At 74.1% G+C, this 26,323-nt stretch carries 4 protein-coding genes; 3 read left to right on the top strand and 1 reads right to left on the bottom strand.

What is annotated here, in order from left to right; translation table 11 throughout:
• The first annotated feature begins 262 nt into the window (after positions 1 to 262).
• The 3 genes from ACFY6S_RS01090 to ACFY6S_RS01080 all read left to right on the top strand — a co-directional run bounded on the left by ACFY6S_RS01090 (position 263) and on the right by ACFY6S_RS01080 (position 25,209).
• A complete protein-coding gene (locus tag ACFY6S_RS01090) occupies positions 263 to 12,460 on the top strand; it encodes a type I polyketide synthase (protein WP_389461108.1) in 12,198 nt (4,065 codons plus the stop codon).
• 79 nt (positions 12,461 to 12,539) lie between these two features.
• Complete coding sequence (locus ACFY6S_RS01085; RefSeq protein ID WP_388830140.1) at positions 12,540 to 23,552, top strand: type I polyketide synthase; 11,013 nt, start codon at positions 12,540 to 12,542, stop codon at positions 23,550 to 23,552.
• Between the two features lie 220 nt (positions 23,553 to 23,772).
• A complete protein-coding gene (locus tag ACFY6S_RS01080) occupies positions 23,773 to 25,209 on the top strand; it encodes a tryptophan 7-halogenase (protein WP_388830137.1) in 1,437 nt (478 codons plus the stop codon).
• A 94-nt stretch (positions 25,210 to 25,303) separates the two neighbouring features.
• Here the strand turns inward: ACFY6S_RS01080 and ACFY6S_RS01075 are convergent, their stop codons facing one another.
• Positions 25,304 to 26,281, bottom strand: a complete 978-nt coding sequence (locus ACFY6S_RS01075; protein WP_388830134.1) for an LnmK family bifunctional acyltransferase/decarboxylase — start codon at positions 26,279 to 26,281, stop codon at positions 25,304 to 25,306.
• Between the last annotated feature and the right edge of the window lie 42 nt (positions 26,282 to 26,323).

Raw genomic sequence — 26,323 nt, 5'->3', positions numbered from 1 at the left:
CACTCGGTGAAAAGCGCGTTCAGCTGAGCGGACACACACGTCACCGGTGTTTCGGGACGGCCCGGAACTTCCTTTTGCCCGCTGTGGGGCATCGGTGCGATCGCCGCCGTAACGGCGGTGATCGCCGACGTGTCCGAAGGGTGTGATGTCGGACAGTCAAAGGCGGTTGATGCACGGTATACCGAGAGCATGAACTCCCCGCCGGGCTTCTTCCGTATTCGTTTCCGTTCGGCCGTACGTCCGGTGCTGGAGGTTTCTCTCGATGACGACTGTCGGCCTGCCTGGAGAAGTTCCCACCGGAGGCGCTGTCGACCCGGACACGGCGATAGCCGTGATCGGCGTCTCGTGCCGGTTCCCGCGGGCGGAAAGCCCGCGGCGCCTGTGGGAGTTGCTGACAGCGGGCGAGAGCGCCGTCACGGAGGTCCCGCCGGAGCGCTGGACGGTTTCCGCCGCGCACGGGGCGCCCCGGTGGGGCGCCTTCCTCGACCGCCCCGCGGACTTCGACGCGGGCTTCTTCGGTCTCTCGCCCCGCGAGGCGCCTTTCGTCGATCCGCAGCAGCGACTCGTCCTGGAGCTGGGCTGGGAAGCGCTGGAGGACGCCCGGATGGTCCCCGGCGAGATCAGCGGCAGCCGACTGGGCACCTTCGTCGGCGTGAACGCCGACGACTACGCGAAGCTGCTGACGCGTCACGCCCCGGCACTCGGCGCCCACCACACCATGCCGGGCATCCAGCGCGGCATCATCGCCAACCGGCTCTCCAACTTCCTCGGCGCCGACGGCCCGAGCCTCACGGTCGACTCCGCGCAGTCCTCCTCCCTGGTGGCCCTGCACCTGGCCTGCGCGAGCCTGCGGTCCGGGGAGTCGGAACTCGCCATCGCGGCCGGCGTCAACCTGCACCTGATGCCGGAGGGCGTGCTGCTCGCCGCGAGTCTGGGCGGCCTCTCGCCGGACGGCCGCTGCTACACGTTCGACGCCAGGGCCAACGGATACGTGCCGGGCGAGGGCGGTGGCGCCGTCGTGCTCAAACGGCTGAGCGCCGCGCTGGACGACGGGGACCGGATCCTGTGCCTGGTACGCGGTAGCGCGACCAACAACGACGGCAGGGGGGAGACGCTCACCTCGCCGACGGTGGACTCCCAGGCAGCCGTCGTCAGCCGGGCCTACGAGCACGCCGGCCTCTCCCCGGCCGATGCCGGTTACGTCGAACTGCACGGCCCCGGAACCCCGGTGGGCGACCCGGTCGAGGCCGCCGCGCTGGGAGAGGCCATCGGCCGCCGGCGTCCCGCCGGCCGGCCGCTGGCGGTCGGGTCGGTCAAGACCAACATCGGCCACCTGAGCGGCGCGGGCGGTATCGCCGGATTGATCAAGACCGTCCTGGCGCTCAGGCACCGACTGCTGCCCGCCAGCCTGAACTTCGAGACACCGAACCCCCGGATCCCCCTCGACGACCTCAATCTCAGGGTGCAGCGGGAACTCGGACCGTGGCCAGGGGACCCGGCGCCGGACGAGCAACTCGTCGCCGGAGTCAGCTCCTTCGGGATGGGCGGCAGCAATTGCCACGTCGTGCTGTCGGACTGGCGGCCGGAACCCGTGGCCGAGCGCCCCGGCGGGCGTACCGGACCGGACCTGCCGGTCGTGCCCTGGATCGTCTCCGGCCGCTCCCCGGAGGCACTGCGCGGACAGGCCCGCCGACTGGCCCGGTTCGCCGAGGACGCCGGTGACGTGGACGCGGTGGACCTGGGCTGGTCGCTGGCGTCGTCGCGGTCGCGCTTCGGGCACCGCGCGGTGGTGGTGGGCACGGGGCGGGACGAGTTGACCGAGGGGCTGTCGGGGCTGGCCGGGCGGGGCGTCGGACCCGGTGTGGTGTCGGGGCCGGTGGTGGACGGCGGCGTGGGAGCGGTGTTCTCGGGCCAGGGCGCGCAACGGATCGGCATGGGCGAGGGCCTGTCGCGTTTCGGCGCGTTCGCCGAGGCGCTGGACGAGGTGCTGGGCGTCTTCGACGAGGTCGTCGCCGAGGTGGCCGCCGCCGTACGTCTCCCGGCGGAGTCGCGGGAGTTCTACGGGGTCGGAGCCCACTTCTCGGACCGGTTGCGTGAGGTGATGTCCGGAGGCGTCGACGGGCTGGACGGGACGGGGTGGGCGCAGCCGGCGTTGTTCGCGTTCGAGGTCGCTCTGTGGCGCCTGCTGGGCTCGTGGGGCGTGCGTCCCTCGGTGGTGGCGGGTCATTCGCTGGGCGAACTGGTGGCGGCTCATGCGGCGGGTGTCTGGTCGCTGCCGGACGCGGCCCGGGTGGTGCTGGCGCGTGGCTGGTTGATGCACGGCCTGCCGATCGGCGAGGGCGTGATGGTGGCGGTGGGGACCGGGGCCCAGGCGGTGCGGCTGGGCAACGGCGTGGAGCTCGCGGCGGTGAACGGCCCTGAGTCCGTGGTGCTCACGGGCACGGTCGAGCCGGTGCTGGCCGAGGTGGAGCGCCTGGCGGCGCTGGGAGCGCGGACGCGGCGTCTGGCGGTGTCGCACGCGTCCCACTCGGCGTTGATGGAGCCGATGTTCGAAGCGTACGGGCGGGTCCTGGGGTCGGTGGAGTACCGGGACCCGTCGGTGCCGGTGGTGTCGACCGTCACGGGACGGACGGCGGCTCCGGGGATGTTGCGGGATCCGGAGTACTGGGTGCGCCAGGTGCGCAGGACCGTGCTGTTCGACGACGCGGTCACCACGATGCGTGAGCACGGGGTGGCGACCTTCCTGGAGCTCGGCCCCGACGCCGTTCTCACCCCCATGGTCAAGGAGTCGGTCCGGGCCAGGACCGGGGACGGGCGGATGTCCGCCGATGTCGTCGCCGTCCCCTTCTGCCGCAGGGACCGGGACGAGACGCACACCGCGACCACCGCGCTGGCCCACCTGTGGGTGCGCGGAGCGGAGGCCGACTGGCGGCCGTTCTTCGCGGGGGCGCGCCAAGTCGACCTGCCCACCTACGCGTTCCAGCGCCGGCGGTACTGGATCGAGAGCCAGGCGTCACCGGAGGGGACGGCCGCCGAACCTCCTCGGAAGGTCCTCGACGAGCCCGGCGGGACCGGGACGGCGACGATGCCGGGCCCGGGGGGCGCCGACGGGACCGAGGCGGCGACGACATCGGCCCCGGGAAGTGCCGGCGGACACCTCGCCTCCGTCCTGGCCGGGCTGTCCGAGCCCGAACAACGCGACGCCCTCCTCGACGCGGTGTGCGACCAAGCGGCGGCGGTCATGGAGCACACCGGCCGGGTCGACGCCGCCCTGACCTTCAAGGACCTCGGCTTCGACTCGCTGATGGCACAGGAGCTGGCCGAGGGTCTCGCCGCGCGCACCGGTCTGCCCGTCGCCGGCCGCTTCGTCTTCGACTACCCGACCCCGCGCGGTCTCGCCCACCACCTCCACGAGGAGATCACCGGCAAGCGGCAGGCGGCCGTCGCGCGCGTCGCGAGGGCGACGGCCGAGCCGCTGGCCATCGTGGGCATGGCGTGCCGCTACCCCGGCGGGGTGAGCACGCCCGAAGAACTGTGGCAGGTGGTCGTCGGCGGCGAGGACGCCATCTCCGGCTACCCCGCCGACCGGGGGTGGGACCTGGACGCCCTCTACCACCCGGACCCCGAGCACTGGGGCACCAGCTACGCACGGAGCGGCGGCTTCCTCACCGGGGCCGGCGACTTCGACGCGGAGTTCTTCGGGATCTCACCGCGTGAGGCGCTGGCGATGGACCCGCAGCAGCGGCTGCTGCTGGAGACGTCCTGGGAGGCACTGGAGCGCGCCGGAATCGACCCGCGATCGCTCCACGCGTCGGCGACCGGTACGTACATCGGCGCCACCACCCACTTCTACGGTCCACGTGCCCAGCAGGCCACCGACGGCTACGCCGGCTACCTGCTGACGGGTAACGCGCCGAGCGTGATGTCCGGCCGCATCGCGTACGCGCTGGGCCTGGAGGGTCCGGCGGTGACGGTGGACACGGCGTGTTCGTCGTCACTCGTCGCGCTGCACCTGGCCGGTCAGGCGCTGCGTTCCGGCGAGTGCGACCTCGCGCTCGCCGGCGGCGTCACGGTCATGGCCTCCCCCGACATGTTCATCGAGTTCAGCCGGCAGCGCGGGCTGTCGGCGGACGGCCGGTGCAAGGCGTTCTCGGCGGACGCGGACGGTACGGGGTGGGGTGAGGGCGTGGGCGTGCTGGTGGTGGAGCGCCTGTCGGACGCCAGGCGCAACGGACACCACGTCCTGGCCGTGATGCGGGGTTCCGCCGTGAACCAGGACGGTGCGTCGAACGGCCTGACGGCGCCCAACGGCCCGTCACAGCAGCGGGTGATCCGGGCGGCGCTGGCGAGCGCGGGGCTGACCGCGGGCGAGGTCGACGCCGTGGAGGCGCACGGTACGGGGACGAAACTCGGGGACCCGATCGAGGCGGAGGCGCTGCTGGCCACCTACGGGCGGGACCGGGGCGGGGACCGCCCGCTGTGGCTCGGATCGCTGAAGTCCAACATCGGCCATACGCAGGCGGCCGCGGGGGTGGCCGGTGTGATCAAGATGGTGCTGGCCATGTGCCACGGGGTGCTGCCGCGGACCTTGCACGCCCAGGAGCCGACGCCACAGGTGGACTGGTCGGCGGGCGGGGTGGAGCTGCTGACCGAGCCGCGCGCGTGGGCCGGGGACGGCCGTCCGCGCCGGGCGGGAGTGTCCTCGTTCGGGATCAGCGGCACCAACGCACACGTCATCCTGGAGGAGGCCGAGGAGTCCGAAGAGACCCCGGCCGGGCCGGGAGCGCCGCCGCGGGAGCCGGGCGACGCCCCCGCCGCGGTGCCCTGGGTCCTGTCGGGCAGGTCCGAGGCGGCGCTGCGCGGGCAGGCCCGGCGGCTCGCGTCCTTCCTGGAGACGCGTCCCGAGGTGTCGCCCGCCGACATCGGAGTGTCACTGGTCACCTCGCGGTCGCTCCACGAGCGGCGGGCGGTCGTGACGGGCGGCTCGCGGCGGGAACTCATCGAAGCGGTACGGGCCGTGGCGGACGGCACCGCGCCGAGCGGTACGGCGCGAGGCGGCGGAGACACACCTCGGCCCGTGTTCGTGTTCCCGGGGCAGGGATCGCAGTGGGTGGGAATGGCCCGGGAACTGCTGTCGTCCTCGACCGTGTTCGCCTCCCGGATGGGCGAGTGCGCGGTGGCGCTGTCCTCGTTCGTGGAGTGGTGGCTGCTGGACGTGCTCGACGACGCCGACGCGTTGGAGCGCGTCGACGTGGTCCAGCCGGCGCTGTGGGCGGTCATGGTGTCGCTGGCCGAGGTGTGGCGCTCGTACGGAGTCGAACCCGCGGCCGTGGTGGGCCACTCGCAGGGAGAGATCGCCGCCGCCGTGGTGGCCGGCGGCCTGTCGCTGCGGGACGGCGCCCGGGTGGCGGCGCTGCGCAGCCGCGCCATCGGCGCCGTACTGGCCGGGCGCGGCGGGATGGTGTCGGTGGCGGCGCCGGCCGACGACATGCGCCGGCGCGTCGAGGCGTCGGGCGGCGCGATGGCGGTGGCGGCGGTCAACGGCCCGTCGTCCACGGTGGTGTCGGGTACGCCGGAGGCGCTGGACGCACTGCTGGCGCGGTGCGAGCGCGACGGGATACGGGCGAGTCGTGTCGCGGTGGACTACGCCTCGCACTCCTCGCAGGTCGACCAGGTGCGCGAGCGCGTCCTCACCGACCTGGCGGCGGTGGAACCCGGCGCGTTCGCGGTGCCCTTCCTCTCCACGGTCACCGGGGAGTGGCTGGAGGGCGGGCGTGGCCCGGACGCCGAGTACTGGGTGCGCAACCTGCGCCAGACGGTGCGTTTCGAAGAGGCGATCCGGGCGCTGGCCGGTTCGGGCTTCGGGGCGTTCGTGGAGTGCAGCGCGCACCCTGTGCTCACCGCGAGCATGCGCGAGACGCTGGAGAGCGCGGGGAGCGACGCCGTGGTGGTCGGTTCGCTGCGGCGTGACGACGGCGGTGCGCGACGTGTGCTCACGTCGCTGGGCGAGGCGTTCGTCCACGGTGTGCCGGTGGACTGGACGCGGGCGTACACCGGGTCGGGGGCACACCGCGTCGAGCTGCCCACCTACGCCTTCCAGCACGAGCGGTTCTGGTGGGCTCCGGACGCCGCGCCCGCGCCGGAGGGCGGCGCGGCGGACGCGGCGTTCTGGCAGGCCGTGGAGGGCGGCGACGCGGCGGCGCTGGCCGGCGCCCTGGAGGTCGACGACGCGTCGCTGGCGCGGGTGCTGCCCGCGTTGACGTCCTGGCGGCAGCGGCAGCGCGTGACCTCGACGGTGGACGGCTGGCGCTACCGCACCCGGTGGGTGCCCATGAGCACGGCCCGTCGCCCGACGCTGTCCGGCACCTGGCTGCTGGCCGCCCCCGAGGGCCGCGCCGCCGAGGCCGTCGGGCCGGTCGCGGCCGCGGTGCGCGATCACGGCGGCGAGGTGGTCACGGTCGAGCTGCCCGCCGGAGCCGCCCGCGACCGGATCGCCGACGCGCTGCGCGGTGCGCGGGCGGACACCGGAGCGTACGCGGGTGTGCTGTCGCTGCTGTCCCTGGCCGACGGGCCGCCCGCCGGAACCGGTGTCCCCCGGGCGGGCCTGACCGGGACGCTCGCCCTGTTCCAGGCGCTGGGCGACGCGGGGGTGAACGGCCCCCTGTGGTGCCTGACCAGCGGTGCGGTGGCCGTGCCGGACACGGACAGGGCCGCCGCCCCCGCCCAGCGGATGGTGTGGGGCCTCGGCCGGATCATGGCCTTGGAGCACCCGGAGCGGTTCGGCGGCCTGGTGGACCTGCCGGAGCACGGGGACGCGCACGCGGGCCGCCTGCTGGCGGCGGTCCTGGCCGGCGCCGAGGGCGAGGACCAGGTCGCGATCCGTCCCTCCGGTACGTTCGCCCGCCGCCTCGCCAGGGCCCCGCGTCCCGATCCACGGGCGCGGTGGCAACCGCGCGGCACCGTGCTGGTGACGGGCGGCACCGGTGCCCTGGGCGGGCGGGTGGCCCGCTGGCTGGTCCGGTCGGGCGCCGAGCACGTGGTGCTGGCCGGCCGCCGCGGACCGGAGGCGCCCGGCGCCGGCGCGCTGCGCGAGGAACTGGAGGCCGCCGGCGCCCGGGTGACCCTCACCGCCTGCGACGTGAGCGACCGCGCGGCACTCGCCCGGCTCCTCGACGGCATCTCCGACGACTGCCCGCTGTCGGCGGTGGTCCACACCGCCGCCGTCCTGGACGACGCCCTCGTGGAACGGCTGACCCCCGAGCAGATCGACCGCGTGCTGCGGGTGAAGGCCGACGGCGCCTGGCACCTGCACGAGCTGACCCACGGCAGGGACCTGGACGCCTTCGTGCTGTTCTCCTCCGTCGCGGGCACCCTGGGCGCCTCCGGACAGGGCAACTACGCGCCGGGCAACGCCTACCTCGACGCCCTCGCCGAGTACCGGCACGGCCTCGGCCTGCCCGCCTCCTCGGTGGCCTGGAGCGCCTGGGCCGACGGAGGCATGGCCGAGGGCGGGATCGGCGCGGTGGCGCGCCGGCACGGCCTGCCGGAGATGGACCCCGAACTGGCGGTGTCGGCGCTGGCGGGCGCGGTGGCCGAAGGCGAGCCGGGCGTCGTGATCGCGGACATCGCATGGGACAGGTTCCACGTGGCGTACACCGCCACGCGCCCCAGCCCTTTCCTCGCCGACCTGCCCGACGTGCGCCGGCTCGCACGGGCGGCCGATCCCGGCACACGCGAGGCGAACGCGCCTGGCTCCCTGGCCGGCAGGCTGGCCGGCCTGGCGACCGGGGCCGAACAGGAGACGGCGATGCTCGCCGTGGTGCGCGGGCACGTGGCGTCGGTGCTGGGCCACGCGCAAGCCGACGCGGTCGATCCGTCCCGCGCGTTCAAGGACCTCGGCCTCGACTCGGTGACCGCCGTCGAGCTGTGCAACCGCCTGAGCGCGGCGACCGGCCTGACCCTGCCGTCCACCGTGGCCTTCGATTCCCCGAACGCCCGCGCGCTCGCGGCCCGGCTGCGCGCCGAGCTGGTCCCCGAGCCGGAGGCGCCGGCGTCCGCCCCGCCCGTGGCCACCGAGCCCGCGCCGGACGAGGACCCCGTGGTCATCGTCGGGATGAGCTGCCGGTTCCCCGGTGACGTCCGGTCGCCCGAGGACCTGTGGCGGATGCTCGACACGGCGGGGGAGGGCATCACCCCGTTCCCCGACGACCGCGGCTGGGACGTGGCGGCCCTGTACGACCCGGACTCCGGCTCCGAGCGCGCCGGGACGACCTGCGCCGTCGAGGGCGGTTTCCTGCACGACGCGGGGGACTTCGACGCCGACTTCTTCGGGATCTCGCCGCGCGAGGCGCTGGCGATGGACCCGCAGCAGCGGCTGCTGCTGGAGACGTCCTGGGAGGCGCTGGAGCGGGCGGGCATCGACCCCTCGGCGCTCCGGGGCACCGCCACCGCCGTCTTCGCCGGGACGAACGGTCAGGACTACCTCGCCATGAGCCCCGACGTGCCCGAGGAGGCGGCGGGGTACGTCACCACCGGCGTCACGGCCAGTGTGCTCTCCGGCCGGGTGGCCTACGCCCTGGGCCTGGAGGGTCCGGCGGTGACGGTGGACACGGCGTGCTCGTCCTCGCTGGTGGCGCTGCACCTGGCCGTACAGTCCCTGCGCACCGGCGACTCCACGCTCGCCCTCGTCAGCGGCGTGACCGTCATGGCCACGCCCGGCCTGTTCACCGAGTTCACCCGCCAGGGCGGGCTCGCTCCCGACGGGCGCTGCAAGGCGTTCGCTGCGGCGGCCGACGGCGCCGGCTTCTCCGAGGGCGTGGGTGTCCTGGTGGTGGAGCGGCTGTCGCGGGCCCGGCGCCGGGGGCACCGGGTGCTGGCGGTGGTACGGGGCTCGGCCGTGAACCAGGACGGCGCCTCCAACGGCTTGACGGCGCCGAGCGGACCCGCGCAACAGCGGGTGATCCGGGCGGCGTTGGCGAGTGCGGGGCTGACCGCCGGCGAGGTCGACGCGGTGGAGGCGCACGGTACGGGGACGAGGCTGGGTGATCCGATCGAGGCGCGGGCGTTGCTGGCCACGTACGGGCGTGACCGGGACCGTCCGTTGTGGTTGGGTTCGGTGAAGTCCAATATCGGGCACACCCAGGCGGCCGCCGGTGTGGCCGGTGTGATCAAGATGGTGCTGGCGATGCGGCACGGTGTGCTGCCGCCCACCCTGCACGCCGACGAACCGTCGACACACGTCGACTGGTCAGCGGGCCCGGTGAGGCTGCTGACCGACCCCGTCGAGTGGCCCGAGACGGGCCGACCGCGCCGGGCCGGTGTGTCCTCCTTCGGCGTGAGCGGAACGAACGCCCACGTCATCCTGGAACAGACACCGGAGCCGGCGCCGGAGCAGACACCGGAGCCGGCGCCGCAGCAGGCCCGGGAACAGGCCGCCGGTGCGGACGGCGGGACCGTGCCGGACACCCCGGCGGTGTTCATCGGCGGTGTCACTCCCTGGGTGCTGTCGGCCAGGTCCGAGGCGGCGGTCCGGGACCAGGCCGCGCGGCTGCTGCCGCTCACCGACGAGGGCGCGGGGCCGGAAGCGGTGTCACCGGCCGATGTCGGTTGCTCGCTGGCGGCCACCCGCGCGGTGTTCGACCGTCGCGCGGTGGTCCTGGGCGCGGATCGCGCCGGCCTGGCGTGTGGTCTGACCGCTCTGGCGGAGGAGCGGGAGGCCCCCGGTGTGGTGCGCGGTGCCGTGGTCGGCTCCGACGACAGGGTGGTGCTCGTCTTCCCCGGCCAGGGGTGGCAGTGGCGCGGAATGGCGGTCGAGTTGCTCGATTCGTCGCCGGTGTTCGCGCGGTGGATGGAGAAGTGCGCGGCGGCGCTGGCGCCCTCGGTCGCATGGTCGTTGGTGGATGTCCTGCGCGGCGTCGAGGGCCCCGACTGGATCGACCGGGTCGACGTGGTGCAGCCGGTGATGTGGGCCGTCATGGTGTCGCTGGCGGGGACGTGGCGTTCGCTGGGCGTGGTGCCGTCCGCGGTGGTGGGGCACTCGCAGGGCGAGATCGCCGCCGCGGTGGTGGCGGGCGGGTTGTCCCTGGAGGACGGCGCGCGGGTCGTGGCGGCGCGCGGGCGCGCGCTGCGGGCGCTGTCGGGCCGGGGCGCGATGGCCTCGGTGAGCATGCCCGTGGAAGCCGCCGAGGAGCGGGTGGCCGGCTGGGGCGAGCGGCTGTCGGTGGCGGCGGTGAACGCGCCGACGGCGGTGGTGGTGTCGGGCGATGTGGAAGCCGTCGAGCAGTTCCTGGAGGAGTGTGAGACGGAGGGCGTTCGAGCACGCCGGGTGTCGGTGGACTACGCCTCGCACGGTGCGCATGTCGAGGCGATCGAGGCCGAGTTGGAGCGGAGTCTCGCCGGGATCGCGCCACGGCCGTCGTCGGTCCCGTTCTATTCGACGGTGACGGGCGGCGTGTTGGACACGGCGGAGCTGGACGCCGGGTACTGGTACCGGAACCTGCGCGGGAGGGTGCGGTTCGAGGAGACGGTGCGGGTACTGCTCGGCGAGGGCCTGCGGGTGTTCGTGGAAGCCGGCGCGCATCCGGTGCTGGTGATGGCCGTGGCGGAGACGGCCGACGACTGCGGGGTCGACATCGCGGCGGTGGGGTCGTTGCGCCGTGGGGAAGGCGGCCCCGATCGGCTGCTGGCGTCCGTGGCGGAGGCGTTCGTGGCCGGCGCAGGGGTGGATTGGTCCGCGGCGTTCGCGGGATCGGGGGCGCGGCACGTGGACGTGCCGACGTACCCGTTCCAGCGCCGGCGGTACTGGCTCGCCCCGCGCGCTGCCACGGGGGCCGGTGACGCGGCCGCTGTGGGGCTGGAGCCGACGGAGCATCCGCTGCTGGGGGCGGCGGTGCCGCTGCCCGCGTCGGAGGGGTTCCTGCTGACGGGGCGTCTGTCGCCGCGCGCCCAGCCATGGCTCGCCGAACACATGCTGCTGGGGCGGGTGGTCGTGCCGGGGTCGGCATGGGTGGAGATGGCCTTGCGGGCGGGGGAGGAGGCGGGCTGCCCGCGGCTGGAGGAACTGACCCTGGAGGCGCCGCTGGTCCTGGCCGACGAGGGCGCGGCCCGGGTGCAGCTGGTCGTCGGCGGACCGGGGGAGGACGGCCGGCGCGAGCTGAGCGTGTACGGCAGTGGTGGCGGCGGTGCGTGGACATGCCATGCGCGGGGTGTGCTGGGCGTCGGTGGTGAGACGGACGGCTCCGGGGAGATGGGCGCCTGGCCGCCGGCGGGGGCGCAGACGGTGGACTTCGCCGGGACGTACGAGCGGTTGGCGGGCGTCGGGCTCGCCTACGGGCCGGCGTTTCGCGGGCTGCGGTCGGTGTGGCGCCGGGGAGAGGAGGTCTTCGCCGAGGCGGAGCTGCCCGAGATGCCGGGCACGGGGCGCTTGGGGTTGCATCCGGCGTTGCTGGACACGGCGTTGTACGCGTGGCTGGCGTGCGCGGACGGGGACGGGGTGCGGTTGCCGTTCGCGTGGAGTGGCGTGTCGCCGCACGGGGCCGCGGCCTGCGCGGTGCGGTTGCGGCTGGCGCCGAAGGGTGACGGCGGGCTGTCGGTGACGGTGACCGACGCGGCGGGGATGCCGGTCGTGTCGGTGGACGCCCTGGCCGTACGACCGGTGCGCGAGGCGGACCTCGCGGCCTCGGTGGGGGCGGGGGAGCGCCCGGAACGGATGGCCGTACGTGGCGACGAGGTGTTCACCGCGCGCCCGGCCCCGCCCACGGGACACGCCCCTCGGCCGGTCCCCGTACGACGCGCCCCCGTCCGCGCCGACGCCTCCCGTCCGGAAGAGGCGCCGCTGATACGGCGCTTGTCGGGACTCGGCCACGCGGAGCGACAGCGGGTGCTGCTCCGGTCCGTCCGGGAACACGCCGCGGCTGTCCTCGGGCACGGCGGAGTGGGGTCCGTGGCACCCGATCGCGGCTTCCTCGACCTCGGCTTCGTCTCGCTCACCGCGGTGGAACTGCGCAACCGGCTGAACGCGGCCACCGGGCTGCGGCTGCCCGCGACCCTGATCTTCGACCACCCGAGCCCGGCCGCGCTCGCCGAACACCTGGGAGAGGAGCTGACACCCGCCGGGACGACGGGGGACGCGGACCCCGCCCTGACCGCCGAGCTGGACAGGCTGGAGGCCGCGCTGCTCGGCACCCGCGTGCCGCCGGACGACGCGACGCGCGCCATGGTCGCGAGCCGACTGACGAGTGTTCTGTCCCGGTGGAGCGGCGGCCGGGACGGCGCCGACACGGACGCTCCCGTTCCCGATGGCCCGGCACCGGATGGCCCGGCACCGGACGGCCCGGCTCCGGACGGCCCGGCTCCGGACCACACCGGGCAGAGGGCCCCGGCCGACGTCCCCGGTCACCTGGAGTCCGCGGAGGCCGACGAACTCTTCAGCTTCATCGACCGGGAATTCGGACCCTCCTGAACGGCACGCTCCCGCCCCGCCGTACGCCAGTCGTCCGCCGTACACCCGGGCTCCCGAAGCCCCATTCCGTGAGGTATCGATGTCGGAACAAGAAAAGCTCGTCGGCTACCTGCGACGCGTGACCGCCGATCTGCACCGGACGCGCCAACGCCTTCAGGAAGTGGAGGCGGCGGCGCGGGAGCCGATCGCGATCGTCGGGATGAGCTGCCGCTACCCCGGGGGCGTGCGGACTCCCGAGGATTTCTGGGAGCTGCTGGCCGGGGCGCGGGACGCGATCACGGCTTTTCCCGAGGACCGTGGCTGGGACGTCGACGCCCTGTACGACCCGGATCCCGACCGGCCGGGCACCTCCTCCACCCGCCGGGGCGGCTTCCTCGGCGACGCGGGGGACTTCGACGCCGACTTCTTCGGGATCTCGCCGCGCGAGGCACTGGCGATGGACCCGCAGCAGCGGCTGCTGCTGGAAACGTCGTGGGAGGCCGTCGAACGGTCGGGCATCGATCCCGCGTCGCTCAGGGGGAGCCGGGCCGGCGTCTTCGTGGGGGCCGTCGCCCCGGACTACGGCCCCCACCTGCACCAGGCGGCCGGCGGTGTCGAGGGCCACCTGATGACCGGCACCGGCCTCAGCGTCGCGTCCGGACGCGTCGCCTATGCGCTGGGCCTGGAGGGGCCGGCGGTGACGGTGGACACGGCGTGCTCGTCCTCGCTGGTGGCCCTGCATCTGGCCGTACAGGCCCTGCGCCAGGGCGACTGCTCCAGCGCGCTGGTCGGCGGGGTGACGGTCATGGCCACGCCCGGTACCTTCATCGGCTTCAGCCGGCAGCGCGGGCTCGCCCCGGACGGCCGGTGCAAACCCTTCTCGGCCGCGGCGGACGGCTTCGGGCTCGCCGAAGGCGCCGGCATGCTGTTCCTGGAGCGGCTGTCCGACGCGCGACGCGACGGCCATCCGGTGCTGGCCGTCGTCCGCGGCACGGCGATCAACCAGGACGGGGCCAGCAGCGGACTGTCCGCGCCGAACGGTCCCGCGCAGCAGCGGATGATCCGGGCGGCGCTGGCGAACGCGGGGCTGACCGCCGGCGAGGTCGACGCCGTGGAGGCACACGGTACGGGGACGACGTTGGGCGATCCGATCGAGGCGCAGGCGCTGCTGGCCACCTACGGTCGTGACCGGGACCGTCCGCTGTGGTTGGGCTCGGTGAAGTCCAATATCGGGCACACCCAGGCGGCCGCCGGAGTGGCCGGTGTGATCAAGACGGTGCTGGCCATGCGGCACGGTGTGCTGCCCGCCACCCTGCACGCCGACGAGCCGTCGACACACGTCGACTGGACGGCCGGCACGGTCCGGCTCCTCACCGAGGCCACCCCGTGGCAGGTGGGTGACCGGCCGCGCCGGGCGGGCGTCTCCTCGTTCGGCATCAGCGGCACCAACGCGCACGCCATCATCGAACAGGCACCCACTCGGCCGGAGAGCGGAGCGGACGGCGGACCGGATGACGACGCCGTACCGACCGCCGCCCCGGCGTCGCTCCCGCTCGTCCCGTGGGTGCTCTCGGCCAGGTCCGCGGCGGCCCTGCGCGGCCAGGCCGCCCGGCTGCTGGACCACGCGCGCGGGCGTCCGGAGGTCGCCGCGGCGCACACCGGCCTGTCCCTCGGGACCACCCGAACCGCCTTCGAACACCGCGCGGTGGTCCTCGCGCCGGACCACGCGGGCGCGGTGGGCGAGCTGGAGAAGTACGTCGCGGGCCACGACACTCCGGGGCTCGTCACCGGGGTCGCACGCGGCACCGCGGTGGCGCTCGTCTTTCCCGGGCAGGGAACGCAGTGGGCCCGGATGGCGGCGGAACTCCTCGACTCCTCACCCGTGTTCGCTGCGCGGCTGGACGAGTGCGCCGCCGCGTTGGCACCGTACGTGGACTGGTCGCTGACGGACGTCCTGCGGTGCACCGACGGGGACGACTGGCTGAACCGGGTGGACGTGGTACAGCCGGTGCTGTGGGCGGTGATGGTGTCACTGGCCGGGCTGTGGCGTGCGAACGGCGTGGTGCCGGCGGCGGTGATCGGTCACTCCCAGGGGGAGATAGCGGCCGCGTGCGTCGCGGGCGGGCTGTCGATGGCGGACGCGGCACGGGTGGTGGCGCTGCGCAGCCGGGCTTTGCGGGCGCTGTCGGGCCGGGGCGGCATGGCGTCCGTCGGCCTGCCCGTCGCCGAGGTGCGGGAGCGGCTGTCCGCGTGGCGCGGGCGGCTGTCCGTGGCGGCGGTGAACGGCCCCTCGGCGGTCGTGGTGTCGGGCGACACCGACGCGGTCGAGGAGTTGCTGACGCGGTGCGAGCGCGAGGGAGTACGGGCGCGCCGGGTCCCGGTGGACTACGCCTCGCACTCCGTACATGTGGAGGAGATCGAGGACGAGCTGCTGCGCGATCTCGCGGGGATCGCTCCCCGGTCGTCGGCGGTGCCGTTCTGTTCGACGGTGACCGGCGGGGTGCTGGACACGGCGGAGCTGGACGCCGCCTACTGGTACCGGAACCTGCGGCAGACGGTCCGTTTCGACGAGACGGTACGGGTCCTGCTGGACGAGGGCTTCCAGGTGTTCGTGGAGGTCAGTGCCCATCCGGTACTGACCATGGGGATCGAGCAGACGGCCGACGACCACGGAACGCGGGCGACGGTGCTCGGGACGCTGCGCCGTCACGAGGGCGGGCCGGCGCGGTTCCTGACTTCTCTGGCCGAGGCGTACGCCGCAGGCGCCGACGTCGACTGGCGGGAGGTGTTCGCCGCTGCCGGTGCGCGGCGCGTGGACCTGCCGACGTACGCCTTCCAGCGCCGCCGTTACTGGCTGGGCACCGCGGCGGCCGAGGACGGTGACGTGGCGTCGGCAGGGCTGGCCCCGGCCGGGCATCCCCTGCTGGGCGCCGTCGCCCCGTTGCCCGACTCCGGGGGTTTCCTGCTGACGGGCCGGCTGTCGCTCCGTACCCACGCCTGGCTCGCCGACCACGCGGTGCTGGGCCGTGTCGTCCTGCCCGGTACGGCGTTCGTCGAGATGGCGTTGCGGGCGGGAGACGCCGCCGGATGCGACCGGCTGGAGGAGCTCACGCTGGAGACGCCGTTGGTGCTGCCCGAGGACGGCGCGGTCCAGGTGCACCTGGTCGTGAGCGGGCCGGGGGAGACGGGGCGCCGGGAGTTCGGTGTGTACGCGCGCCGCGAGGACGTGCCGGACGGCTCGTGGACGCGTTGCGCGGGAGGCACGCTCACCGCCGGGAGCCCGGCGGTGATCTTCCCGGAGCTGAGCGTCTGGCCGCCGGCCGGCGCCCGGGCGGTCGAGACCGCCGGCCTCTACGAAGGGCTGGCGGCCACCGGGCTCGCCTACGGCCCGGCGTTCCGCGGACTGCGCGCCGCCTGGCGCCGAGGTGACGAGCTGTTCGCCGAAGTGGCGCTGGCGGAGGAGACGCTGACCGGGGCGGGCCGGTTCGGGGCGCATCCCGCGTTGCTGGACGCGGCGCTCCACCTCTGGGCGGTCCAGGACGGAACGGACCCCGGTGCGAGGGACGGCGGCGTCCGGTTGCCGTTCGCGTGGAGCGGTGTCTCGTTGCACGCGGCCGGGGCTTCGGCGGCGCGGGTCCGGCTGGCGCCGACCGGCGACGGCGGGGTGTCGGTGGCGCTGGCCGACGCGGCGGGGGCGCCGGTGGCCTCGGCGGACGCCCTGGTGACGCGTCCGGTGGGGGAGGAGGAGTTCGCCGCCTGCGCCGGAGTGGGGGAGTGGCTGTACCGCGTGGAGTGGGTGGCCGCGCCGCCGGCCACGGGCCCGGACGCCGGGGCGCGGGGATGCGTGGTGATCGGAGAGGACGGCCTCGGAGCGATCGAGGGGCCGGGGACGCGGAGGTGTGCGGATCTCGACGAGATCGGCGAACAGGTGCCCGCCGTCGTGGTGGTGTGTGTGGACGGCGTGAGCGATCGGGGTGTGGTGCCGGGGGCCACCGCTGCGGTCGACCGCGTTCTGTCCTTGGTGCAGCGGTGGTTGGCACAGGAAAGGTTCGCCGGGTCACGGCTGGTGGTGGTGACGCGGGGGGCGGTGGCGGTCGAGGCCGGTGAGGACATCCGTGATCCGGCCGCTGCCCCGGTGTGGGGACTGGTGCGCTCGGCGCAGACCGAGCACCCGGAGCGACTGGTCCTGCTGGACGTGGACGACGCCGGCGTCTCGCCGGACGCCCTGCGGGAGGCGGTGTCGACCGGGGAGCCCCAGATCGCCGTGCGCGGCGGCGCGGTACAGGTGCCGCGCCTGACCCGGGGCCCGGCGAGCGGAGTGCTGGTGCCCCCGGACGGAGGGCGGCCCTGGCGGCTGGAGCCCTCGAAGGAGCGGACGCTGGAGGGGCTGGCCCCGGCGCCGGCTGAGGACGCGGCCCGCGAACCGGGCGAGTTCGAGGTGCGCGTCGCCGTCCGCGCGGCGGGACTGAACTTCCGCGATGTGCTGATCTCGCTGGGCATGTACCCCGACCACGAGGCGCTGATGGGAAGCGAAGGCGCCGGTGTGGTGGTGGCCACCGGCCCGGGGGTCCGGTCCTGCGCCGTCGGCGACCGCGTGATGGGCCTGTGGACCGGCGGTTTCGGGCCGCTGGCGGTGGCCGACCACCGCACCCTGACCCGGATCCCGGACGGCTGGTCGTTCACCGAGGCCGCGTCGGTTCCGGTCGCGTTCGTGACGGCCCTGTACGCGTTGCGGGAGCTGGCGGCCGTGCGGCCCGGTGAGTCGCTGCTGGTGCACTCCGCGGCCGGTGGGGTGGGGATGGCGGCGGTGCAACTGGCGCGGGTGTTCGGCCTCCAGGTCTTCGCCACCGCCGCCCCCGGCAAGTGGGACGTGCTGCGCGGGCTGGGAGTCGACGGCGCGCGTCTGGCGTCGTCCAGGTCGGTGGAGTTCGAGCAGCGGTTCCGCTCGGCGTCGGGTGACCGAGGTGTCGATGTCGTGCTGGACTCCCTGGCGGGTGAGTACGTCGACGCCTCGCTGCGGCTGCTCGGCGAGGGCGGGCGCTTCATCGAGATGGGGAAGGCGGACGTGCGGTCCGCCGACGAGGTGGCGGCGGCGCACCCCGGCGTGGCGTACCGGGCGTTCGACCTGGCGGAAGCGGGGCCGGAGCAGATCGGGGCGATGCTCACGGAGATCGTCGGCCTCTTCGAGCAGGGCGCGCTCACGCCGTTGCCGACGCGGGTGTGGGATGTGCGCCGGGCGGGCGAGGCGTTCCGGTACATGCGGCAGGCGCGGCACACGGGGAAACTGGTGCTGAGCGTTCCGGCCGCCCTGGACCCGGCGGGAGTCGTCCTGGTGACGGGCGCGGGGGGCGTGCTGGGCGGTCTGGTGGCCCGGCACCTGGTGGCCGAGCACGGGGTGCGTCACCTGCTGCTGGTCGGTCGCCGTGGCCCGGCGGCCGAGGGCATGCCGGAGCTGGAGAGGGAGCTGACCGGCATGGGGGCGTCGGTGACCGTCGCCGCGTGCGACGTGGCCGATCGCGACGCCCTGGCGGAGGTGCTGGCGGGGCTGCCCGGCGGGCGCGGTGTGACGGGCGTGGTCCATGCCGCGGGGGTGCTGGACGACGGGACGGTCGCGTCGCTGACGCCGGAGCGGGTCGCCGCCGTGCTGCGGGCGAAGGTGGCGGGGGCGTGGAACCTGCACGAGCTGACCCGTCATCACGATGTCGCGCTGTTCGCGCTGTTCTCGTCGGCCGCCGGTGTGTGGGGATCGGCGGGGCAGGCGAACTACGCGGCGGCGAACACGTTTCTGGACGGGCTCGCCGCGCATCGTCAAGCGGTGGGTCTGGCCGGTGTGTCGCTGGCATGGGGCATGTGGGCCGAGCGTTCCGGTATGACGGAGCACCTCGGCGAGGCGGACCTGTCGCGGATGGCGCGGGTCGGTGTGGTGCCGTTCTCGTCCGACGAGGGGCTGCGGCTCCTCGACGCGGCGCACGCCCTGGCGGAGAGCCTGGTGGTACCCGCCCGGCTGGACACCGGTGCCCCGGCCGCCGCCGGCACCGCGATCCCCGCCCTGCTCAAGGGACTCGTACGACGGCCGGTCCCGGCACGGCGCACCTCCCTCCACGCCGAACCGCACCACCCGGTCGGCAAGGCCACCGAACTGCGGCAGAGGCTGCTCGGCATGAGCGACACCGACCGCGCCCACACCGTGCGGGAGCTCGTCCACGCGCAGGTGGTGGCCGTCTTGGGACACGCCACGCCTGACGCGGTCGAGTCCGACCGGGCGTTCAAGGATCTCGGCCTCGACTCGCTGACAGCGGTCGAGTTGCGGAATCAGCTCAGCGCGACGACCGGGCTGCGCCTGCCCGCCACACTCGCCTTCGACTATCCGAACAACAAGGCGCTGAGCGAGTACGTCCTGGCCCAGCTGGTGGGGCGGGCCGACGCCGCGGCGGCGACCTCCCCGGCCGACCCGGGCGAGGGCGCGGCCGACGACGACCGCATCGCCATCGTCGGGATGAGCTGCCGCTACCCGGGGGGCGTGACGTCCCCGGAGGAGCTGTGGCGGCTCGTCGTCTCCGGCGGGGACGCCATCGGCCCACTGCCCACCGACCGTGGCTGGGATCTCCGGGGCATCTACGACCCGGACCCCGACGCGCCCGGCAGGACGTACGCGCGCGAGGGCGGTTACCTCTACGCCGCGGGCGACTTCGACGCGGAGTTCTTCGGGATCTCACCGCGTGAGGCGCTGGCGATGGACCCGCAGCAGCGCCTGGTGCTGGAGACCTCGTGGGAGGCGCTCGAAAGCGCCGGGCTGGTCGCGTCGTCGCTGCGCGGCAGCAGGACGGGTGTCTTCGTCGGCTCCCACTACCAGGAGTACGGCCCGCGGCTGCACGAGGCGGTGGAGGGTTTCGAAGGCCACCTCATGACGGGGACCGCCGCCAGCGTCCTGTCCGGGCGCGTGGCGTACGCCTTCGGTTTCGAGGGGCCGGCCGTGACGGTGGACACGGCGTGCTCGTCGTCACTGGTGGCCCTGCACCTGGCGGTGCGGTCGCTGCGCCAGGGCGAGTGCGACCTCGCGCTGGCCGGCGGTGTCGCCGTCATGCCGGATCCCGGCCCGCTCATGGGGTTCAGCAGGCAGCGCGGTCTCGCACCCGACGGGCGGTGCAAGACATTCGCGGCGGCGGCGGACGGGACGTCGCTCGCCGAGGGCGTCGGTGTGCTGGCGGTGGAGCGGCTGTCCGACGCCCGGCGGCTGGGGCACCGGGTGCTGGCGGTGGTGCGGGGCTCCGCGGTGAACCAGGACGGCGCGTCGAACGGGCTGACGGCGCCGAACGGACCGTCACAGCAGCGGGTGATCCGGGCGGCCCTGGCGGACGCGGGAGTGTCGGCGGCGGACATCGACGCGGTGGAGGCGCACGGGACGGGGACCAGGCTGGGCGACCCGATCGAGGCGCAGGCGCTGCTGGCCACGTACGGGCGCGAACGGCCGGGCGGGGAACGGCCCTTGTGGCTGGGGTCGCTCAAGTCGAACATCGGCCATACGCAGGCGGCCGCCGGAGTGGCGGGTGTGATCAAGATGGTGCTCGCGCTGCGGCACGGCGTGCTGCCGCCCTCGTTGCACATCGACGAGCCGACACCGCATGTGGACTGGTCGGCCGGTGGGGTCGAGCTGCTGCGGGACGCGGTGGAGTGGCCCCGGGCGCAAGGGGCGAGGCGTGCGGGTGTGTCGTCGTTCGGGATCAGCGGCACGAACGCGCACGTGATCGTGGAGCAGGCTCCGCGCGAGGAGCGTGGGGATACACCCGCGGACGACAGGGGTGTGGTGCCGTGCGTGATCTCCGGGCGTTCGGAGGCGGCGCTGCGTGCGCAGGCGGAGCGTCTGGCCGAACTGGTACGGGCCGACGACGGCTTGTCGCCGGCCCGGGTGGGGTCGTCGCTCGTGACGTCCCGGTCGGTGTTCGAGCACCGGGGCGTGGTGCTCGCCGCGGGGCGTGACGGGCTGATGGCGGGCCTCGCGGCGCTGGCGTCGGGGAAGCCGGCGGCCGGTGTGGTGCGCGGCGCCGTCCTCCCCGGGAAGTCGGCGGTGCTGTTCTCGGGACAGGGCAGCCAGCACATCGGCATGGGGCGGGGGCTGTACGAGAGGTTCCCGGTGTTCGCCGAGGCGTTCGACGCGGCGTGCGCGCGGTTCGACGCCCTGCTGGAACGGCCGCTGCGGGACGTGGTGTTCGAGGACGAGGCCGCCTTGGGCCGGGCCGACTTCACCCAGTGCGGGATGTTCGCGGTCGAGGTGGCCCTGTTCCGGCTGGTGGAGTCCTGGGGTGTGCGGCCGGACTTCGTGGGCGGCCATTCGCTGGGGGAGGTGGTGGCCGCACACGTCGCGAGGGTGCTGTCGCTGGAGGACGCCTGCGCCCTGGTGGCGGCCCGGGGCCGGCTGATGGGGCAGCTGCCCGAGGGCGGGGCGATGGTGTCGGTGCGGGCCGCGGCGGCGGAGGTGGCGCCGTTGCTGGCGGGACGCGCGGACGAGGTGAGCGTCGCGGCGGTCAACGGTCCCGCGTCCGTCGTGCTCTCGGGACGGGAGGCGGCGGTCGCCGAGATCGTGGGGGTGCTGCGGGAACGGGGCGTGGAGACGAAGCGGCTGACCGTCTCGCACGCCTTCCACTCGCCCTTGACGGAGCCGATGCTCGCCCCGTTCCGCGAGGTGGTGGCGGGGCTGACCTTCCGCGCGCCGCGCCTTCCGGTGCTGTCGAACCTGACCGGCGAGGTGGCCTCGGCCGAGGAGCTGTGCGCGCCCGATCACTGGGTGCGGCACGTACGGGAGACGGTGCGCTTCGCCGACGGGGTGGCGGCGCTGGCCGGGCGGGGAGTGACGACGTTCGTCGAACTCGGCCCCGGCGGTGTGCTCTCCGGGATGGGGCACGAGTGCCTGCCCGACGCGGTGTTCGCACCGGTCCTGCGCGGGGGCGGGGACGAGGCCGCCTCCGTCGTCGACGGGCTCGCCCAGGCGTACGTGCGGGGCATGGCGGTGGACTGGCCGGCCGTCATCGCCGCCGGCGGCTCCCTGCCGCAGCGCGTGGACCTGCCGACGTACGCCTTCCAGCGGGAGCACTTCTGGCTGCGCTCGACCGCCGGGACCGCCCCGACGACCGCCGGCGACACGGCGCCCGGAGGCCCGGCGGACGCCGGTTTCTGGGCGGCGGTGGAGCGCGGTGACGCGGGCGCGCTCGCGAGCGAGCTGTCGGTCGAGGACGGCGACGGTGCGGGCGAGTCGCTCGCGGCGGCGCTCCCGGCGCTGGCGGCGTGGCGGCGGCGCCGGCGGGAGCGGGAAGTGGTGGACGCGTGGCGCTACCGGGTGGCGTGGTCGCCGGTGGCCGGTGGGACGGGCACGCTGACGGGAGCGTGGCTGGTGGTCGTCCCCGAGGGGCACACCGCGGACCCGTGGGTGTCGCAGGTCGTGAAGTCGGTGGCGGGACGCGGGGCGTCCCCCGTGGTCGTGGAGCTGGCGCCGGACGCCACGGACGGCGACGTGGCCGGAGCGTTGCGCGCGGCGCCGGCACGGGCCGGTGACACGGAGATCACCGGCGTACTGTCGCTGCTGGCGCTGGCGGAGGGACGGCACGCGGTGTGCGGGTCCGTGCCGCTGGGAGTGGCGTTGACGCTGGCCCTGGTGCGAGCAGCGGCCGGGTCGGGGGTGCGCGCCCCGCTCTGGTGCGTCACCCGCGGGGCCATGTCCGTGAACGGCACGGAACGGGTGGGCGGCACGGAGCAGGCCGGGGTATGGAGCCTGCGGCGCGTGGCCGGCCTTGAGGCGCCGGAGAGCCGGGGCGGGACGGTGGACCTGCCGGACACACTGGACGGCTGGGTCATGGACCGTCTGGCCTGGGTGCTCGCCGGCGGCTCGGGGGAGAGCGAGGTGGCGGTCCGAGGCGCCGGTGTGTTCCGCCGCCGCGTGGTACGGGCCGCCGCGGGCGGACATCGTGGAACGGGATGGCGCCCCTCGGGAACGGTGCTGGTCACGGGCGGCACGGGAGCGCTGGGCAGGCACGTGGCGCGATGGCTGGCACGCGCCGGCGCCGAGCGCCTCGTCCTCGTGTCCCGCCGCGGCCCCGCGGCCGACGGCGCGGACGACCTGCGCGGGGAACTGGAGGCGCTGGGTACGCGGGCGGAGGTGGTGGCCTGCGACGTGGGCGACCGGAAGGCCGTCGATCGGCTGGTGGCGCGCGTGACGGCGAAGGGACCGTTGACGGGAGTCGTCCACACGGCCGGCGTGCTGGACGACGGTGTGCTGGAAGGGCTCACCGTGGAACGGTTCGAGGAGGTCCTGCGGTCCAAGAGCGGGGCGGCGCGGCATCTGCACGAGGCCACCCGGGACCTGGGGCTCTCGGCGTTCGTGCTGTTCTCCTCGTTCGCGGGCGTCGCCGGTTCCGCCGGGCAGGCCAACTACGCCGTCGCGAACGCGCTGGTGGACGCCCTGGCCGAGCAGCGGCGGGCCCGGGGACTGGCGGCCACCTCGGTGGCGTGGGGGCCGTGGGCCGACGCGGGCATGGCCGTCAGCAGCGACGAAGCCGGCGACAACGTCCGGCGCAGCGGTCTGACCCCGATGGACCCGCGATCGGCCCTCCTGGCGCTGGAACGGGCACTGGCGGAGGACGGGACCTCCGTCGTCGTCGACGCCGACTGGCATCGCTTCACCGCCGCGTCCGAGGCCCGCTCCGTGGAACGGCTGCTCAGCGGGATCCCGGAAGCACGGCGGCTCGTGACGGACGCGGCCGACGGCACCGATGCGACGCGGGCCGAGGATCCGGCCGCCCTCGCCGGGCGCCTGCGGTCCCTGCCCGAGACCGAACGGAGCCGGGAACTCCTGGAACTCGTACGCGCCCACGCCGCCGCCGTGCTGGGGCACACCGGCGTGGACGCGATCGCACCCGGCCGCCGCTTCACGGAGATGGGATTCGACTCCCTGACCGGCATGCGCCTGAGCAACCGGCTCGGCGCCGCCACGGGCATCCAGCTCACCGCAGCGACGGTGTTCGCCCACGTCACCCCGACCGCCCTGACCGACCATCTGCTCACCACGTACACGGCTCCCCCCACGCGTCCCAGGCCCCGGCTGCGGCAGCGGGAGCGGACATGAGGGCCTCGGCCGCGACCGAGCCGGCCGGCACACACCGCGCGACCTCGGCCGGCCCGCGCGGGCGCCCCGGTCCCCCCTCGGCACGCACGCGCCGACAACTCCCGCTCGGCGCGTAACCGTGGCTCTCCCCGATGCCGGACCGACCGCCGCGCATGACGATGGCAGACGTTCGGAGTACCCCCGCCCACACCGGGAAACGACATGAGAGGCAGCGAGAGGCGTGAATTCTGCTGTTGATTCAGATTACGACGTAGTGGTTGTCGGGGGTGGTCCCGGCGGATCCACACTGTCGACGCTGGTGGCACTCCAGGGATACCGGGTGCTGCTCCTGGAAAAGGAGGTTTTCCCGCGGCACCAGATCGGCGAGTCACTGCTCCCCTCCACCGTGCACGGTATCTGCCGCCTCCTCGGAGTCACGGAGGAGCTGGAGAATTCCGGCTTCATGAAGAAGCACGGCGGTACCTTCCGGTGGGGGCTCAACGCTGAGCCCTGGACCTTCGATTTCTCCGTTTCCGCGAAATTCTCGGGCCCCACCTCCTACGCCTACCAGGTCGAGCGCATGAAGTTCGACAAGATGCTCCTCGACAACGCCCGCAGCAAGGGTGTGGACGTCCGTGAACGCTGCGAGGTCGTCGCGGTTCTCGAGGAGGAGGACCGGGTCCGCGGTGTGCGGTACGACGACGCCGAAGGTGTCCGGCGGGAGGTCCGTGCCCGATTCGTGGCGGACGCCTCGGGGAACAAGAGCCGCATTCACAAGGACATCGGCGGCGCGCGCCAGTACTCGGAGCTGTTCCGGAACGTCGCCGTATTCGGGTATTTCACCGGCGGAAAGCGCATGCCCGCCCCCGGCACGGGCAACATCGTGTGCGCGTCGTTCGATCTCGGCTGGTTCTGGTACATCCCCCTCTCCGATCAGCTCACCAGCGTCGGCGCGGTACTGAGGCGTGAGGCGCTGGAACGCCTCAGGGACGGGCCCCGGGAAAAGGTGCTGGCATCCCTGATCGACGAATGCCCGCTCATCGCCGACTACCTGTCGGACGCGGAGCGGGTCACGGAGGGGCCGTACGGAGAGGTCCGCGTCCGCAAGGATTACTCCTACATCCAGGAGAGGTTCTGGCGGCCCGGCATGGTGCTGGTCGGCGACGCCGCCTGCTTCATCGACCCGCTGTTCTCCTCCGGTGTCCATCTGTCCACGTACAGCGCCCTGCTGGCGGCCCGGTCGATCAACACCACACTGCGCGGCGCCGTCGACGAGGCCGACTGCTTCCGCGAGTACGAGACCCGCTACCGCAGGGAGTACGACGTGTTCCACGACTTCCTGGCCGCTTTCTACGACCTCCAGAAGGACGAGCACGCCTACTTCCGTGAGGCGAAGAGCGTCATCGGGAGTTCCGCCTCGGCCGAGGAGTCGTTCGCGGAACTGGTGGGCGGCGGCGCGTCCGACGAGAAGGCGCTGATCGGTACGGCGCCCTCCGTCAACCCGGAACGCCGGGCGGACCTGCTGGAACAGTCGCGGAAGATCCACTGGCAGGGGTCCCGGGTCCAGGTCCAGGCGGTCTTCGGCGAGAGCGTGGGGGACGACCCCCTGTACGAGGGCGGTCTGGTCGAGTCACCCGACGGGATGCACTGGGCCCGCCCCGAACAGCCCGCCACCTGACGGGCCCCCACGGGCCGCCTGACCACCGGCGGGTGCGCGGTGACGCTCCGGGTACGCACCTGTGGTCGTTCCCGCCGTCTCGATGGGGCCCTTCTCACGACGTCGACGCGTCCGTCCGGGACGCGTCGACGTCGATCTCGATGCCCGCGACCGCGAGCAGACGACCCGTACCGGAGTCACGCAGGGCCATGTCGGCGATCTCGATCCGCGGTCGCTCCGTGCTGTGCCACCTGCGCACCGTGATGGTGAACACCGCGCCCGGGTCCGCGTTGCCGAAGTATCCGACCTTCTGGTCGACCACCTTGCGCCGCAGGAACTGCGCGTCGCCGCGGCCGAGCGAGCGCCACACGCGCAGCAGGGCCGTGTCGAAGATCGAGAAGTACGAGGCGAAGTACACCAGCCCGGCGCCGTTGAGGTCGCGGGCGACATCCAGCGCGTACTCGGACGTGTGATCCGGCCCGGCCGCGACCAGCCCGGGCGGCCGCGCCGAGTAGAAGCTGCCCGCTTCGCGGGCGCGTCCGACCAGGGTGCGCGGGGAGTGGGCGTTGGGCAGCCGGGGGAGCCCGCCGTAGGCGAAGTCCGGGGGCGCCACTTGGGACAACCGCTGGTTGCTGCCCGGTCGTTCACGGACGATCCAGCGGTTGAAGTTCTCGGCGTAGAGACAGTCAGGGTGGGGGTGCTCGTACAGCTCCTCGGGGGTCAACGGCGCCTCGGCCAGCCCCAGCCCCGCCGGCGCGAGCCGGTGGAGCGTGATCACACCCTGGCTGCCGAACTGGAACACCCGTGAACTCACCTGGAGTTCGTCGCCGAAAGCCAGGCCGTGGGGATGGACGACATCGCCGCCGCGTACGTGGAAGTAGTAGAAGGACAGGTAGGCGGGCTGCCCTTCGGAGGTGCGGGCCGCGTGCACGTTGGTGTGGCAGGCGGCCGCCACCGCTTCCCAGGTCCAGTCCCCGATCCGGCCGAAGACGAGGGATCCGCCGCTGCACATGCCCGGGGCGACCACCACCTGGCGGGACAGCGAACTGTCGTCAACCACCCGGACGGGCTGTGCCGTTGTGCTCCGGTTCACTGTTCCCCACCTCTCTGATCGGGCTGATCGGGCCGAGCGGGC

The sequence above is a fragment of the Streptomyces sp. NPDC012835 genome, assembly GCF_042900885.1.
Lineage (GTDB): Bacteria > Actinomycetota > Actinomycetes > Streptomycetales > Streptomycetaceae > Streptomyces.
Note: the sequence above shows the minus strand (reverse complement) of the source record. Positions and strands in the feature narration are given on the sequence as shown.

Coding starts and splice junctions, on each gene's coding strand:
- ACFY6S_RS01090 (WP_389461108.1), top strand. CDS start 263: ATGACGACTGTCGGCCTGCCTGGAGAAGTTCCCACCGGAGGCGCTGTC.
- ACFY6S_RS01085 (WP_388830140.1), top strand. CDS start 12,540: ATGTCGGAACAAGAAAAGCTCGTCGGCTACCTGCGACGCGTGACCGCC.